The sequence below is a fragment of the Paenibacillus piri genome, assembly GCF_004354045.1.
GTDB lineage: Bacteria > Bacillota > Bacilli > Paenibacillales > NBRC-103111 > Paenibacillus_S > Paenibacillus_S piri.
Genome location: NZ_SMRT01000010.1, coordinates 106656 through 124200 on the forward strand (window position 1 = coordinate 106656; position 17545 = coordinate 124200).

Below are 17545 nucleotides of genomic sequence, written 5' to 3' on the forward strand. Positions count from 1 at the left end.
CGTGAACGATAGCGATAAGCTGAACTTCTCGTCTGTTGCGGCCGGGGCGCCGGCGGCATGGCCGGAAGCGAACCTCCGTATGACCATCCGACAGCTGAACGAAGCGCGGCAGCGAAAAATTATCGTCCTGGATGACGATCCTACCGGCGTACAGACGGTTCACGACATCGATGTGCTGACGAGCTGGGACAAGGAGCTGCTCTCCGAGGCGTTCGACAAGCCGGAAACGGTATTTTATATATTAACGAATACACGCGGTCTCGATGCGCCGACAGCTGCGCGAATCAATCGGGAAATCGCCCGAAATGTAAGCGCGGTTGCCACAGCAAAAGGCAAGGAGTTTGTATTCGTCAGCCGCAGCGATTCGACATTGCGGGGCTATTATCCTTTGGAAATCGACGTTTTGTCCGCGGAATTGGCGAGTTTGCACGGCCGGCAGCCGGACGGCCACTTGATTATCCCCGCATTTTTTGAAGCCGGTCGGGTGACCTACGGGAACGTTCATTATATCGTAGATCAAGATGAGATGGTTCCTGCTCACCAAACCGAATTTGCCAAGGATCGGGTCTTCGGCTTCAGCCATGGCGACTTAACAGAGTGGGTGGCGGAGAAAACGGAAGGCCGAACGCCGCCGGGCGATTGCATCGTCCTCACGCTGGACCAAATTCGGCGCGGCCCGGAGACGGTCAAGGATATTCTGCTTGCGGTAGAAGGCAATCGGCCGATCATCGTCAACGCCTTGTCGTATCCAGACCTGGATGTGCTGGCTTATGCGCTGCTGCAGGCGGAGGAAGCCGGGAAACGGTTTATTTTCCGCACAGCCGCTTCCTTCGTCAAAGCGTACGGGGGCATCGGAGATCGACCGTATTTGCTCAAAGACATGCTGATTGCCCAAGGTCAGGAGGCCCATGGCGGGCTGGTTGTGGTCGGCTCCTATGTGCAGAAAACGACCGACCAGCTGAGGCAGCTGCTTGAGCACAGCAGCGTTGTACCTGTGGAAATCAACGTCGAAAATATTTTGAATCCGGATGAACAAGAGGCTGAATTGAAGCGCGCGATCGCGACCGTTAATGAGCAGTTGGCGCAGGGCAGCAATGTAGTCGTATACAGCAGCCGGAAGCTCATTGCCCGGAGCAGCAAGCAGGCGAACCTGGATATTAGCCAGACCGTCTCGGGCGCGCTGGTGCAAATCGTGCAATCGCTGCAGGTTACTCCGAAATTCATCATCGCCAAAGGCGGGATCACCTCCAGCGATGTGGCTACGAAAGGTCTCGGCATCCGCAAGGCGAAAATTTTAGGGCAGGTCTTTGCGGGAATCCCCGTCTGGATGACAGGTGAGGAAGCGAAATTTGCCGGGATTCCCTACATTGTCTTCCCTGGCAACGTAGGAACGGAGCGAACGCTGCTCGAAACCGTGCAGAAGATTGAAGGTCTGGCCTGAGCGGCAAACAACCTTAAGCGATATTCGCTCACCAGCGGATGAGCTGAAAAAATACAGTGAATACATACGATTCCATGATCCATTCGAATCAGCCCATCATTGATGGGCTTTCCTTCTTGTGTATATTTCACGTTGGCGATACAGTCGGTTCAGGCACTTTCGATGGAGTTGTAAAGAAAATAAACGGAACTACAGTGCCTGTCTACTGAAATCACGGCACCTTCATTGTCGAAAAAGGTAAGAAAATAGAAAGCGCAGCCTTATCTGGAAGCAAGTGGATGACCGTACAATGGGTTAGTCTCTGCTTGAACCTCTTGGGTTATCCACCATCCAGTTCAATCTCAATGCGTTCAATCAACCGCTGTAGCACTTTGCGAAGTGTTTCCTCGTTATCAATCTGCAATTCCGCAACGACCGCGGCAGTCAGTGGTGCTATCAGATGAAAAAGGGCAGACCTAACTGAGTAAATCATGTCAGGTTTGCCCCTATTAATGTATATTGCTATTATTGCGTATCTCGAACTTTCAACATTCTGAGCGCCATTACTATCGCTTCCGCCCTCGTCGCCGTATCGTTCGGAACGAAACTGTTGCCATCGCGGCCGCTAACGATGCCCTGTTTGCGAATCATCTCCACCGTGGCTTTTGCCCACTTCGGAATCTCTCTGTCGTCCGCGAAGCTGGTTGTTGCATTCTCGTCAAGGGAGAACTTTAGCGCTCTGGCAATCATGACCGCCATCTCCGCGCGGGTGATCCGCGCAGTTGGCCGGAAGCTGCCATCCTCGTACCCGCTGACAATGCCCGCCCAGACTGCCCGGGCGACCGATTGCTTCGCCCATGAACCAATCTGGCCGTTGTCCGTGAATGCAAGCTCCTCGCTGGACCCTTCCAATTTCAGAGCACCCGTAAGCATTACGGTAAACTCGGCGCGGGTGATTGGTCCATCCGGATTGAACGTGCCGTCCGGATAGCCGCTAACGAAGCCCATCCCGACCGATTGCCGGATAATTGCCTCCGCCCAATGACCCGCAATATCACTGAAGTTGACTGGCTGCTTCGCGTCTGTCTCCTGACCTATTGCGAATACCGCAAATTTGGTAAAGTGATCGACGGTTACGGTGATTGCATTGCCGTTTACCTCGCCGCCGATATCAACCCAAACCTTCTTCGATTCGTCATAATAAAATACAGAAGGCTTTTGATGATCTTTCAAGCTATTCGGATTGAAGGTAAAAGTCAGTGTAATCGGCTCACTGAAGTTTTCCGGAACGTTCTTCAAAATTTCGAATATCGGGCTGGCCAGACCGTCTTTGCCCGTAAACAGGTTTTGCACATCTGTCACTCTATTGATCGTTATTTGCAGTTCTTTATCGAAAGCATCGTCAGAAATAACGATCTTGACCTCGTCACCTAAGCTAAGTTCACCTTTTTTGCCTAATGGCAGCGTTATGCTGCCATTTGTCGAAATAACGGTATCACTCGAGGGCGTTGATGACGACCCGCCGGATGAACGGCCTCTGGAAGAACCTCCGGTATTGTTGACCGTCCACTTCGCATACAGCGTCACATTCGCTGCGTCCATCGGGAATGCTGCGCCCGTCGCGTAGCTCGTTCCGTTGCCGTCCGACTGCGTATTCCAGCCCGTGAACGTGTAGCCCGGCTTCATCAGATTGCCGGTGTTGTCAAGCACCGTGACTGTCGTTCCCGTCTCATATGCATGGCTGTCGATCGGCACGCTGCCGGATTCAGCGCCGTTGCCGTCATATGTTACCGTGTAGGTCAGCGGCGGATTCGACGTCCACATTGCATACAATGTCACATTCGCCACGCCCATCGGGAATGCTGCGCCCGACGCGTAGCTCGTTCCGTTGCCGTCCGACTGCGTATTCCAGCCCGCGAACGTGTAGCCCGGCTTCATCAGATTGCCGGTGTTGTCAAGCACCGTGACTGTCGTTCCCGTCTCATATGCATGGCTGTCGATCGGCGCGCTGCCGGATTCAGCGCCGTTGCCGTCATACATCACGGTATAAGTCAGTGGCGGATTCGATGTCCACTTCGCATACAACGTCACATTCGCTGCGCCCATCGGGAACGCTGTGCCTGCCGCATAGCTTATTCCCTTGCCATCCGACTGCGTATTCCAGCCTGCGAACGTGTAGCCCGGCTTCGCCAGATTGCCGGTGTTGTCAAGCACCGTGACTGTCGTTCCCGTCTCATATGCATGGCTGTCAATCGGCACATTGCCGGTGGCAGCGTCATTGCCGTTATACGTCACGGTATAAGTCAATGCTGGATTCGACGTCCACATTGCATACAGCGTTACATTCGCCGTACCGATTGGGAACGTTGCGCCCGCCGCATAGCTCGACCCTTTCCCATCCACCCGAGTATTCCAGCCCGCGAACGTGTAGCCCGGATTCATCAGATTGCCAATGTTGCCGTATACCGACACCGTGACCCCCTGCTCATACACATGGCTGTCAATTGGCACGCTGCCGGATGCTGCGCCGTTGCCGCTATACGTCACGGTGTAGGTCAGCATCGGATTCGATGTCCACATCGCATACAGCGTCACATTCGCTATGCCCATTGAGAACGTTGCGCCCGCCGCATAGCTCGACCCTTTCCCATCCGCACGCGTATTCCAGCCCGCGAACGTATAGCCTGGTTTCAACAGATTGCCAGTGTTGCCGTATACCGACACCGTGACCCCCTGCTCGTACGCGTTGCTATCGATCGGCACATTGCCGGTCACAGCACCATTGCCGTCATACGTCACGGTGAAAGTCAACGCAGGATTCGACATCCAAATTGCATACAATGTCACATTCGCCATACCCATCGGGAACGCTGCGCCCGCCGCATAGCTTGTTCCCTTGCCATCCGACTGCGTATTCCAGCCCGCGAACGTGTGGCCCGGCTTCGCCAGATTGCCGGTGTTGCCGTATACCGACACCGTGACCCCCTGCTCATACGCGTGGCTGTCAATCGGTGCGCTGCCGGATGCAGCGCCGTTGCCGTTATACGTCACGGTGTAGGTCGGAATTCCCGCCCACATCGCATACAGCGTCACATTCGCCACGCCCATCGGGAACGCTGCGCCCGCCGTGTAGCTCGTTCCTTTGCCGTCCGCCTGCGTATTCCAGCCCGCGAACGTGTAGCCCGGATTCACCAGATTGCCGGTGTTGCCAAGCACCGTTACCGTCGCACCCGGCTCATACTTATTGCTGTCGATCGGTACGCTGCCGGATATACTTTCGTTGCCGTCATAGACAACCTTAAAGAGCGGTAAAACCTCAAACAAATAAGGATAGCCGTTGTTTGTCCCTTCGCGAATGCTCCATAGTGCATCGAAATTCCATCCGTTATAGGTACTTTCTCGCCACATTTCTTCGGAAGCTTTGCCGTCTCCCTTTCCTCCATCCAATTGCCCTGTCGTTTCCTTATCATAATAGGAGTCGATAATGTTGGAATTATTGACTCCCACGAGTCCGCCAACGCCAACGTTTGCAACAACGCTGCCTGTCGCATAGGTGTTCACAATTCTTTCAGACTTATGGACCCCCACCAATCCGCCAACGACTTGGTCACCCTTTACCGAGCCTGTCGCATAGGCGTCTCCTACGTAACCTTCATTCCCCCCTACCAACCCGCCGACATAATAGCGTCCGGTTACTGCGCCCGTCGAAAAGGACAATTCGATCGAACTTGTTTTGTTACTCCGACCCGCTAAACCGCCGACTTCATCCAGAGCATGAACTTCACCTAAAGCATAGGATTCCAGAATAGAGCCGTAATGGGACCCGACCAGCCCGCCTGCATGGTTGTTGCCCTCTACCATCCCTGTTGCAAAGGATCGGGAAATAGAACCGTTGTAGTCATTTGCGCCGATCAGTCCGCCGACATTGTCGCCAATGCCCAGACTCTTGACCGCCCCCGTGGCATAAGAATCTGCAATGGAACCGCCGTTATTGTAACCGATCAGCCCGCCGGCGCCATACTGCTTGCTCGTGACTGCGCCTGTAGCATGGGAGTGCTGAATATTCCCATTATTTTTACCGACTAGCCCGCCGACATCGTTGCTGCCAGTTACGGCCCTTTCGGAATAGGAGTCGGCAATGACCGAAAAATTTTCACCGACAAGACCGCCGACATTTTGCCCATTGCCAGTTAGCTCATTTGTCGAGTAGGCTTTAGAGATGGAACCGTAATTGTATCCCGCCAGCCCTCCGACAGAATAGCTGCCGGATACCGTTCCGGAAACCCGGGAACTCGTAATCGAACCGTTATTGCTGCCGACGAGAGCGCCAACGCCATTGTTGCCGCTCACATTCGCTCCGGTTAAACCAACATTCTGAAGATCAGCGCTCGCTGCCGTGTATCCGAACAAGCCCTGGTTATTTGCGCCAGGCCGATTGATGAGTAGCCCCGTAATTTCCTTTCCGTTTCCGTCCAATGTTCCGGTAAACGGCACACTTGCCGTTCCAATCGGCACCCAGCCCGCGCCGTCGTTATATCCAGCCCCTCCGCTGGCGAGATAGCCGGATAAGTCAATATTTGCGGCCAGCTTAAAAGAAGCGCTCAAAGCGTTCCTGACACGATTCAGTTGATCGGCCGTCCGGATTTCGAAGGGGGAGTCTGCCGAGCCGTCCCCGCCTGCAAAATTCGACGTCCACATCGCATATAGCGTCACATCCGCCGCGCCGATCGGGATCGATTCGCCGGCGGCGTAGCTCGTTCCTTTGCCATCCGCCTGCATATTCCAGCCCGCGAATGTGTAGCCCGGCCGCGCTAGATTACCCGTATTCTCCAGAACGGCGGCCGTCTTTCCCTGCTCATACACATTGTTGTCGCTCGGCACGCTGCCGTCCTTGCTACCGTTACCGTCATACAACACGGCATAAATCGGCGTAGAGGCGGTCTTCACTTGAATGGCGCTGCTCGGCGCCGATTCGGAGGCATCAATGAACGCGTTCACCGTAAACGTATAGGAAGTGTTCGGCGCGAGTCCGCTCAACCTGACAGTGGGGTTAGTCCCGGTCGCAACGGCCGTTTCTTTTCCATTCTGATAAATACGGTAACCGGTTGCTCCGGATACGGCGTCCCACGAAAGCACAGTCGATGCATGCGTCGTCTTGCTGGCTTGCAGATTCGACGGTACGGCGGGAGGGAGCAGCATTTGTTTAATCTCTCCGTCTATTGACCCCGCATATAGGTTGCCGTTAGCTGCGACCAAGGCATTCACATTGCTAGGGGAGTTGTCCAACTGTGTCCACACGCCATTGCTGTACGACCACACAGCGCTGCCGCCATTCAGTGTGCCCGCATATAATGTGTCATTCACATAGACCAGACTTCGCACCTTCTGCGGCGAGCCCTTTAACTGCGTCCATGTTCCGCCGCTATACGCCCATACGTCACCGTTGACGCTACCCTTTTGAGATCCTGCGTATAACGTGCCGTTCACGTTCAATAAAGCAAATACTGAGCCAGGGGAGCCGCTCATCCGATAACAATAGCTATTGCAATACCATACGTCTTCATTCTGATAATTTATCGACCCTACATACAGAACGCCATTCATATCCGCCAAAGCATAAACTCTCAACGGAGAATTGAGCAGTGTATACCACCCCATGGGGGAGTATGCCATAACGCCATCTCCTAATGCCGACCCCGCATAAAGCTGATTGCCGCCGGTCGCCGCATCGTGCACATACGTAAAAGAAGTCGCGGCTTGTACAGATTTTTCCATATGCTGCCATGTTCCGCCGCTGTACACCCATACGTCATCCATTCCGTTACGCGTCCCCGCATATAGCTTACCGCCCACGTTAGCTAACGAGAACACATGGCTCGGTGAACCGCTCATTCGTATCCATCTGCCGTCCTGATATTCCCATACGGTGTTGTCCCATGTGGAATCGATATCGGTCCCCGTCGCCGCGTACAGCTTACCTCCTACTTCAGCCAAAGCTTTTACATTGCTCGGCGCATTTATCCCTGCCGTCGTCCAGGCCGGCGTCGCTGCATGGGCCACATGATCTGTATTCAAAGAAGGAAACAACATGATGACAACAAGCAGCAGTGCCAGAAATCCCTTTCCCGCTCGGGACAACCGGCGCTTGATCCGCCCGAGCGAGAAGGCCGCCAACCTAGCCCAGAGCAATGACCTCTCACTTCGCCGCATTTTGATTGATCCTGCAGATCGTTTCATATCGCCCTATTATCCTCCTTGCTTTCTCGTCAAAAATGGAAAGATAACGACAGCATATCAAACCCGCCTCCCAAAACACTCCCAAGACATGGAGCCGTACATAAAATAACCCCACAAAGTGAGGCCTTGGCTTCGAAGCTGATTCAGGTACTTTGCGGGGAGCCCCGAAATTTATAAAAACAGAGAGACTCTCTTTGTAAAACTGCGAGAATCTCTCTGTTTGACCTGTTCAGTTAATAGGAGATACATATATCCGCTACGCTTCCGTCGATTTATGTACGAATGCCGCCGCCAGCTTGCGGATCTCCTCCGCAGGCGCTGCGCCAAGCTCCGCCGCTAGTCTTCCGACATACCGCTCATATTGCGTGCGAAAAGAACCGGCCTCCCCATCTTCGACATACAGACGAAGCAGCTCGCCGGTCATTTCCTCATCCAGCGGGGCATGCAGCAAGTAGACGCGCAGCGTTTCCTTCGCCGCCGAACGTTCTCCGATTCGCCGATAATAGGCGGTCAGCATGCGGACAAGACTTGCTTGTTGAGCCGCAATCCCGGTTGCCAGACCCGCGCTCCAGCTATAATCTTTGCTGCCGAACAAGGAACCGGCATACGACCGCAGCAGCTTGACGGCTTCCGCCGCATACCGCTCGTCGATCTCCGCCGTACGGTTCATGAAGTCCCGGAAACGCTCCAAATCCGAGAAATCGGGAGACAGCTGCAGACGGTATCCTTCATTGCTGTTGGATAAATCCAAGCTCACGCCGGCATCCTTCAGCGCTTTTTTCAACCGGTACACCGAATTGTGCACATTATGGAGCGCACGGTCTTCATCCAGATCCGGCCAAAGCAGATCGGCCAGCTGCCATTGACCTACAAGCCGGTTCGGATACGCCAGCAAATAAGCAAACAGCTCTTCCGTCTTGCGGGTTGGCCAATTGATCAATCTGCCGTCCGAGCCCCTCGTTTCAAATGTGCCGAAGCAGCGCACGATCGGTTCGTGATCCGCCGCGACAACGGGTCGAAGCGCCGAACGCATGACATGAAGCTTCTGCAATCTTGCCGCTACCCGCTCCAATTCCTCCGAAGTGATCGGCTTCAGCAAATAATCGATCGCATGGACGCGGAAAGCATCGACCGCATAATCCGGATACGCCGTTGTGAATACGATCTGAAGCTCCTCATTTTGCGCTTTCAGCTTCTCTGCGAGCTGGATGCCGCCCATCTTCGGCATTTCCACATCAAGGAACACGGCATCGGGCTTCAACTCCGCATGGCGGTTCAGCGCGGCAATCGGACTGGTGAACGCTCCGGCGACTTGCAGCAAGGGATGCTCGCCGACAAGTCTCTCCATGAGCTCCAAAATCGGCTGCTCATCTTCCACAATCATGACACGAAGCAAGTATACTCCCCCTTAGCACAACAGTTTGCATCACCACAAATGCTAGCCGGCCGCATTCGCCGCCTCTCGTTTCGGCAAATAAACGACGACCCTCGTTCCTTTCTCCAATGCCGAATCAATGGATAGGCTCGCACCCGGCAAGGACATCAGCCGTTTGCGGACGTTGGTCATTCCAATGCCGGAGCCATCCGGCCGTTCGCCTGCATTCAGTTGATACAATACATCGTCTGCCATGCCTACGCCGTCGTCGACAATTTCGAACCGGATATACCCGTTTCCGTCCGTAATCGATAACGTTACGGTTCCGGCGCCGTCCTTTTCAAAAATGCCATGCCGAATCGCATTTTCAACAAATGGCTGGATAGTGAAAGAAGGGATGCTGGCCGTTTCCAATCCGGAATCCTGCTGCAGTTTGAAGGAAAGGCGATCGCCGAACCGCGCCTTCTCAATCTCCACATAAGCCCGAATCAGTTCCAGCTCTACGTTTAACGGCACATGCGATGCATGAAGCTCCCGCTGAAATACCGTTCGCAAATAGCGGCTCAGCATGGAGAGCAGATAAGCCGCTTTTTTCCCATCCGTGTAACAGAAGGAAACGATGCTGCTGATTGCATTATACAGAAAATGCGGCTTGATCTGCGCTTGAAGAAAGGCAATCTCATTACGCATGGCTTGATCCATCGAGGTTTTCATCGACAATAGCGTCCGAACCCGCGCGGCTAATGTCTTCGCATCGAACGGCTTGGCGATAAAATCGTTCCCTCCGGCCTTGAAGCAAAGCTCGATATCGTACAAGGAATCTTTCACCGTGGCGAAAAGGACAGGCAGTTCGAGCACGGAACGCGTTTCCCGCACGGTTCGGCACAAGTCGATACCCGAAATTTCGGGCATCATGACATCCGCAATCATCAGATCGACGCGCGGGTGGGACTCCAGCTTTTGAAGCGCCTCCTTGGCGGAAAAAGCCGTCAACACATTATACTCGTCGCCCAGCAGGTTGAGCAAAATTCTCACGTTGGACGCTTCGTCGTCAACTATCAGCACGGTATTCTCCCGCATCGGATCGACGACATCCAGCTGCATCTGGAGCGTGGAAGCTACCCTGCTTCCAAACCCCGGCGATAATAACGCTGGCTCGGCCAGTTCATCATTGCCGCCTTGGGCAGCCGGCAGAGTAAAGGTCATCCGTGTGCCTTGCCCCGGCTCGGACCGCTCAACGAAAATACGACCGCCCATTCTCTCAATCAGCTGCCGGCTAATATATAGACCGAGCCCCATCCCCGTGTAGCCGTCGTTCGGCAAAAGCCGATCCGCCTGTTCGAAGTAGCCGAAAATCGCTTCATGGCTTTCCGGCGGTATGCCTACTCCCGTATCCTCGACCGACACGACTACCCGGCCTTCCGCCGCTGCAGCGCTGATTTCGATGGTTCCTTTTTTCGTATGCTTCATGGCATTGTGTATCAGGTTATACAGCACCTGCCTTACCCGATTCTCATCGGCGGCGGCCAGTGTACCGGGCGGAATGCGGTTCTCCCAACGCACATCTTTGCCGGTCAGCTCGAATTCCAGCACTTGAAACGCCGTCTCGGCAGCGACGCGAATATCTACCGCCGTCTGCCCCAGCAGCAGATCGCCATGCTTCAACCGGACAACATCAACCAGGTCGTTCACGAGTTGACGTATCGTGAATAAGCGCGAGCTCCGTCCGCTGCCTATCGGATAGCACGCCGGCTTTGCCGTCGAGCAAATAGGAAGCGATGTTCTGGATGCCGTGCAGCGGCGTTTTCAACTCATGCGACGTATTCGCCAAAAATTCGTCCTTCAGCTTGTCGCGAACAAGCAGCTGCTCCGTCAGCTTCTCGGTCTGTTCCGTTGCAGAGGTCAGACGCAGCGCGAGCAGCGAATTCATGAACATAATGACGGCAAGAAAGGCCATCCGTCGTCCCATGTCGGTCTGAACCAGACCGATTGAATAGAGGAACCCGACCAGCAGGATCATGGTGACGGAGATCAGCATGCCGACCACCAAAAAAGATTCCTTCTGCTTCAGTTGCCCGTCCTTCCTCAAGCCAAGTCTGACGGCCCGGTACAAGTAAAAAGCAACCACCAGCGTAACGTAACCCCACGGCAAATTGCCAATCTTGGAGTATGCCTCGTAAGGCAGCGCAAGGACGGCGCCCAAATATAGAGCGATCGGCGAAAGCAGCAGGGCAAGATGACTGCGCGTCAGCAGCTTGCCGTCCAGATGATGGAGGAAGATGCCGAGTACGGCAATGTTCGAGAACCCGCCGAGGTTATACACTTTATGGTAAAATTCATTGGAAATGCCCGGCACGAGCTGCAGCACAAGCTTATCGCCATCCAGCACGACAAGCACCATCAAGGTTAAAAAGTACAGACCGCTGTACAGGTAGGCCTTGTCCTTCAGGCGCATGACGTAAATGCTGAGGTGGTACCCGCCAAACAGCAGCAGGATGAACAGACCGAAAAATTCGAAGGCAAACCGGATTTGGTCTAACCGTAAAATATCGGCCTGCGAGCCGAAGTACAAATCCTCGAAGCCTCCGCCATTTGACAAGGTGAAATTGGCCACCTGCAGGACGATTTCCAGCTCCGGCCCCTGCACCCAGGCGAATGTGCTGTAGGGTTTGTTTTCAGCCTTGTAATCAGAGCTGGCAGCGGTAGTCGGGTTGCCTCCATGACCAAGCAATAGGCCGTTCACATAAAGGCGGTGCGACGAGTGAATGTTCGACACCCGGAACCCGTATTGGCCGCCAGTCTCGGGCAGCTTCGCGATTAACCGATAAGTGCCGTATGTCGTCTGGCTGGCTTTGTCGGCAGGAATGCTGCTGTACCACGCATTCGGAATTTGGGCGGAATAGGAAGACGCGTTCGCCGTTCGCCCATTACGGAAATCGTCCGGCGTAAAAAACTCTGTCGGGTAAAAATTCCATTCTCCGTTAAGCGCAATAAAGCTTTTTTGTCCGAAATTCCATCGGCTCAAATCGAGAACGCCCTGCCGCGCTTCCGGCGCTGTCCGGTCAGGAACGGTATATTGGTACAGCGCGATCAGAAGAATGAACGAAATGAGCGGGATGAGCGCAAGCCCCGCCGCCCGATAGCCGAAGCGTATTCCTCCCCGTAAACTCCAGCTTTGCATCGCCGCCCTCCCGATTCCGCCTTCGGCTTTCAGCATGTTCCATCAGCCATAAATTTCATTCCAGACATCCCCTTGCAACATTTGTTCCGCAGTGCCTCTATGCTGAATCATACCATAGCCGTACTTCCAATATCCTTACTTTTTAACATGAGCCGGTATATCCAAATTGTGGTGAGGCAGAAAACTTTTACTGTACGGATACGCAACTTATAGCCGACAATTGTTAAAGTTATTGTATACCAATATTTTATAGGAACGTAATCCCAAATTGCTCACAAAAAATAAGGTCTCATAATCACTTATTGACAACTGCTACAACTTGTCGTAATATGAATTTGCGACAACTTGTCGCAATAAAATTCCAGAGGTGCGCACGATGGAGAAGCTAGGAAGATTGTCGGAAACGGAATTGGAGATCATGGAGGTAATATGGAAATTCGCCGAACCCGTGACGGTAACTCAGTTAGTCGAAATTTTTGAAGGCAGAGATTGGAAAACATCAACTGTATCCACTATGCTGAAACGGCTGATCGACAAAGGATTTCTTACCAAATCAATGAGCGGAAAAGTAAATTATTATGAACCTGTTTTGTCATGGAGCGAATACAAGAAGTACGAAACCCAAACCTTTCTTCACCGGTTATACAACGGGAAAGTGAAAAATTTTATCGCCGCCCTCGTTGATAATGACGAGCTCAATCAGGATGACATAGCGGAGCTAAAAGACTGGTTCAGCCGCAAGGATGGCAAAAAATGACGAGTTTTTTCTTCTCCCTCCTCATTGCGACATTGGTCGGAACGATCATGTGGGCATTGCAAAACAGTATAAAGTCTATCACGCAAAACGTTTTTTCTCAGGCATGGCATTATTATACCGGTTTGATCCCCGTATTTTTTCTGCTGGGCGGGACAGAGATTGTCGGCAGACTAAGTACCTTGATCCGTTCAGTCGTGCCTGACTCAAGGACAATCGCGGATTCAGGATCGATGGCGGAGCCCTATGTACGCATTGCTCCAATAGAGCCAACGGCGGCAAGCGCCCTAATCATATCGAAGCGCTGGTTTGACTCCTTGTTACGGCTTGATCATTTGAACGAAATTGTTCTGGGTGCAGTCATCGTTTGGGCCATAGGCACCGCCGTCTTTCTTGCTATCCATATCAAAATGTATCGAGCCTTTAAACGTTCGATCTTACAGGAAAGCCGGGTATGCGATCCGATACGGCAATGCCCTGTGAAAGTGGTCGTAAGCCATAACGCAACAACGCCAATGGTTATAGGTTTATGGAAACCGATGATTGTACTACCGGATACCCCAATGGGGGAAAAAGAGCTTGCCATGATTCTATCCCACGAGCTCGTGCATATAAAACGCGGCGACGTGCTGGTGAAGCTGCTCGTATTTATGGCCAATGCGGTTCACTGGTTCAATCCGGCAGCTTATATGCTTAACAGACAAATGAATACGCTTTGTGAACTGTCCTGCGATGAAAAAGTCGTTCAGGAAATGGACATGGAAAACCGAAGATTTTACGGCGAAACGCTTTTATCCATGCTGGAGTACGGCGTTAAGCGGAGAAATGTAGTTTTTGTCAGCAGTCTTTGTAATTCTAAAAAAAGCATGAAAAGGAGACTTGTAAACCTGATGAACGCAAAGAAGATAAATAAGTCTGTTATGATGCTGTCTCTTGCTGCAACCATCTCCATGGTTGGAATTGGCGGATTTGTTGCGTCTGCTGCCGAATCGGCAATGCCGGACAGAGCAGCGGCGACCAAAATTCCGACCGGGAAAGAACCGCAGGGCCGCAATGTTTACGTTCAATTGGAGGATGGAACGGTCTTTTACTACGATAAGGATGGGAATAAATCAGAGGTACCCGAAATGAGAAAAAGCTTATCGCCGCCGGAATATACCACTGAGGAGCTTGTAGATCACATCAAACAATGGGTGAAAGATGAATCTCCCGTAGCTCAAGAGCATGTCGATAAGCTTCCGCAAAAATATGTGGACGAGATCAATGAAGCTTATGGCTTGCAGCTTAAAAGGACAGTAAGCTTGACCGTCGAGGAGCTTGTAGAGCTGACGAAAAAAGGCATCGAGAACAATGCCGTACCTCAAGCCTACGTCGATGCACTCCCGCAACAAGAACTAGATGCGATCAACAAGACTTACGGCTGGGAACTGCGAAAGTCCAAATAAAGGAATTACATGCAGCTAGGAGATGATGATTTGGTACAAACCAGATGGAAGCTTGCGATGTTGTCCGGCTTGCTCGTTATCCTGTTGATCGGAAATACGGCGTATGCAAGGAACCCGGATGATTATTTCTTTTGGTCGGATGTCGTTCCTATGCCTTCCTGCTCCTCAAAACCAAGCCGCGGCGGCGAATCCGGCAAATCTATGGAAGCGGCTGTGGTGAAAGACGGCAAGAAGGTTGCCATGGAGCTTCCCTCATGTGAAGAAGCGCAGAAAAGTCGTGTCTTGGTGCTGGTAAATGGGCTATATCTCCAAACCGTATTTGGAAGCGGAGCGGAGCCGTTTATCGAGAATGGCCGAACGATGATTCCGTTAAGGGCGCTTGCGGACGCGTTCGGATTTGAAGTGAGCTGGGAGCAAAGTGAACAAAAAATCACGTTGAAAAATGACGATAAAATGATCATTCTATACATCGGAAAATCCGACATGCTGGTTGACGGCGAAAAGTTGAAGTTAGATGAAGCCGTGCCGATGATTAAACATGATCTGACCTTCTTACCCGTCAGGCAGCTTGCCGAAATACTCGGTGTTAAAGTCGAGTGGGACGGGGATACAAGGACGGCAACGTTTACGGATAAACAATAAATTTTTTACGAGTCCTTTTATACGAAGGGCATACAAAAACAGCAGTCTAAAGTTGACTTTGAACTGCTGTTTTTATTTTACCGCATGATTGACGTCATGCAGCGCACCGGTCAAAAAATTTGTATTAAGATATTTGAGGATACCTTAATTTTTGAACTTTAGCATCTGGACGATGGCCGACACGGCTTCCGCTCTGGTTGACTTGGCATCCGGCGCAAGCCGGTTATCGCGCAAGAAATCGACGATGCCGGATTGCTTGGCTGCGGCTGCGGCATCTTTCGCCCAGGCAGGTATGTCAGCCTCGTCGGCAAAGCCGGTTTGCGCCTGTCCGTCGACAGAAAAGCTTAACGCTCTGGCAACCATGACGATCATTTCAGCATGGGTGATGTTTGCCGACGGCTGGAATGTATCGTCCGGATAACCGTTAATAATGCCGAGTTGTACGGCCTGTGCCACCGCCTTAACCGCCCAGTCCCCGATCCGGTCTTGGTCTACAAAGGTGAGCTCAGCGCCTTCCGCAGCCGGTTTCATCCCGTTCATCAGCAGGACGGCAAACTCGGCGCGGGTCACGTTGCCATCCGGCCGATACGTCCCGTCCGGATACCCGTTCGCGATCCCAAGCTTGGCAGCTTCAATAATGTTCGTCTTCGCCCAATGCTCTGCAATATCGGCGAATGGAGATTCCGGCGCAGGAGCCGGTACGGGAGCCGCTGCAGGAGCTGGTGCAGGGGCCGGTACGGGGGCCGGCGCAGGAGCCGGTGCGGGAGCCGCTGCAGGAGCCGGTGCAGGGACCGGTGCGGGAGCCGCTGCGGGAGCCGCTGCAGGAGCTGGTGCAGGGGCCGGTACGGGGGCTGGCGCGGGAGCCGCTGCAGGAGCTGGTGCAGGAGCCGCTGCAGGGACCGGTGCGGGAGCCGGCGCAGGGGCCGCTGCAGGAGCCGGCGCAACCGTGACGACGCATTCGGCGACGAATCCTCCGTCCTCGGCAGTCGCGGTAATTTTGGCTGTACCCGGTGCGACTCCGGTAACTTTCCCCATGCCGTCCACCGTAGCCACCGTACTGTCGCTGCTTGCCCATTTCACCCGTTTGTTCGTTGCTTTCTCGGGGTTCACATTTGCCGTCAACCCTTCGCTGCTTCCCGCTTGCAGGCTCAGCGTATTTTTATTCAAGCCGATTCCGTTTACGGCGACGGTGCCCAGCGCGTGCAAGGAATAAAAAGAGACCGCATAGACAGTGCCATCGTTTCCAATTACGGGGGCTTTGGATCCGATTCCGGCTGCGGCAAACTCCCATTTCACTTTCCCGTCGGCATCTACCGCGTACAATACACTGTTGGTACCGGCATAAACGGTGCCGTCCGTTCCTACCGCCGGTTTCGGACGCATCGTATCTCTTGTAAACATCCTCCATTTCACCGTTCCATCCGGGTTGAAGGCAAGCAGCTCCATCTCGGCGCCGACATAAATAGTGCCATCGGCACCGATGGACGGGGAGGATCGTGGAAAGGAGTATTCCGTAAAGCTCCATTTCTTCGAGCCGTCCGGATGAATGGCATATAATCCTTGTTCCTTTAGCCCCAGATCACGCGTCGTCACGTATATGGTACCGTCGGACGCAACCGTCGGCGCGCTAAAAATGTATTTGCCGATAGGAAGCGTCCATTTTCTGGCGCCCGTCGTTGTGAAGGCATACAGAACCCCGTTGGTATCGCCGACATAGACCGTCCCGTCTTTCCCGACGGTAGGGGAAGCGGCCAAACCTCCTACCGGATTCTCCCACTTTTTCGATCCGTCCGGCTCGATCGCATACATCTTCCTGTCGCTGACCCCGCCGATGAAGATGATCCCGTTCGCTCCGACGGCCGGAGCTGAAAACGGATTGTCAAAATAAACCTTGATTTCGGGTCCTCCCCTTGTGAATTCCCACTTCTTTTTCCCATCCGAATCGAATGCATGAACCTCATTGCTTGAATTTGGATCTGCGGCCACATAGATCGTACCATCGGATCCGACGCCGAGATCGCTCGGCCATATACTTAATCCGGTTTCCCACTTTACGGATCCGTCCGGCTTGATCGCATGCAGTTTCTTCTTATCCGTGCCGACGTAGATCGTTCCGTCCGGACCGACCACCGGCGAAGTAGTTGCTACAGCATTAAAATTGTATCCCCATCGAACTGCCGCTTGCGGATTGCTTGGTTGTGCCGGTTGGTTCGGTTGTACCGGTAGTTGTATCGGAGTTTTGAGTATTGGCTCGTTTAGTTTGACGTTCGAATCAATCACTGCATCCTTTAAATCGAGCGGTATCCCTGCAGCGATAGAGGATAGAAACATGGTTGATACCAATATTGTCATTGTTAAAATGAACGTCGTTATTTTCCATTTGACCTTTATAATTCTCATCCAATGCTTGTTTGGTTCCAATAAATTCCCCTCCTCCAGATCGATTCTACAGAAGGGAGCGCTTCAAAAACGTTTCGAAAAGGACATCAAA

The 17545-nt window shown here is 53.0% G+C and carries 9 protein-coding genes; 4 read left to right on the top strand and 5 right to left on the bottom strand.

The window, feature by feature from the left end:
* The first annotated feature begins 1 nt into the window (after position 1).
* Entirely contained in the window at positions 2 to 1441 is a 1440-nt protein-coding gene (locus E1757_RS20240) for a four-carbon acid sugar kinase family protein (RefSeq protein ID WP_133231463.1), read from the top strand.
* A gap of 504 nt (positions 1442 to 1945) precedes the next feature.
* Here E1757_RS20240 and E1757_RS20245 read toward each other — a convergent pair.
* From E1757_RS20245 to E1757_RS20260, 4 genes are all read right to left on the bottom strand, one after another.
* Positions 1946 to 7657 (bottom strand): InlB B-repeat-containing protein, encoded by a 5712-nt coding sequence (locus E1757_RS20245; RefSeq protein ID WP_133231465.1) that lies wholly within the window; start codon positions 7655 to 7657, stop codon positions 1946 to 1948.
* A gap of 256 nt (positions 7658 to 7913) precedes the next feature.
* A complete protein-coding gene (locus E1757_RS20250; RefSeq protein WP_133231467.1) occupies positions 7914 to 9053 on the bottom strand; it encodes a response regulator in 1140 nt (379 codons plus the stop codon).
* Positions 9054 to 9095: 42 nt separating this feature from the next.
* Positions 9096 to 10724, bottom strand: coding sequence for an ATP-binding protein (locus E1757_RS20255; RefSeq protein ID WP_133231469.1), 1629 nt, complete (start codon positions 10722 to 10724; stop codon positions 9096 to 9098).
* Positions 10708 to 12213, bottom strand: coding sequence for a histidine kinase dimerization/phospho-acceptor domain-containing protein (locus E1757_RS20260; RefSeq protein ID WP_165972198.1), 1506 nt, complete (start codon positions 12211 to 12213; stop codon positions 10708 to 10710). Before E1757_RS20260 ends, E1757_RS20255 begins: the two co-directional genes overlap by 17 nt.
* A 376-nt stretch (positions 12214 to 12589) precedes the next feature.
* On the opposite strand from E1757_RS20260, the gene E1757_RS20265 reads away from it, so the two are divergent.
* Genes E1757_RS20265 through E1757_RS20275 form a run of 3 tightly spaced genes read left to right on the top strand, consistent with a single transcriptional unit; the run spans position 12590 to position 15054 of the window.
* On the top strand, positions 12590 to 12970 hold the full coding sequence (locus E1757_RS20265; RefSeq protein ID WP_133231473.1) for a BlaI/MecI/CopY family transcriptional regulator: 381 nt from the start codon (positions 12590 to 12592) through the stop codon (positions 12968 to 12970).
* Positions 12967 to 14412 carry a M56 family metallopeptidase gene (locus tag E1757_RS20270; protein ID WP_133231475.1) on the top strand — a complete coding sequence of 482 codons (1446 nt, stop codon included), beginning with the start codon at positions 12967 to 12969 and terminating at the stop codon, positions 14410 to 14412. The genes E1757_RS20265 and E1757_RS20270 overlap by 4 nt, the downstream gene beginning before the upstream one ends.
* 30 nt (positions 14413 to 14442) lie before the next feature.
* On the top strand, positions 14443 to 15054 hold the full coding sequence (locus E1757_RS20275; protein WP_165972200.1) for a stalk domain-containing protein: 612 nt from the start codon (positions 14443 to 14445) through the stop codon (positions 15052 to 15054).
* Positions 15055 to 15198: 144 nt separating this feature from the next.
* Here the strand turns inward: E1757_RS20275 and E1757_RS20280 are convergent, their stop codons facing one another.
* Complete coding sequence (locus tag E1757_RS20280; protein WP_133231479.1) at positions 15199 to 17475, bottom strand: S-layer homology domain-containing protein; 2277 nt, start codon at positions 17473 to 17475, stop codon at positions 15199 to 15201.
* Positions 17476 to 17545 lie beyond the last annotated feature (70 nt).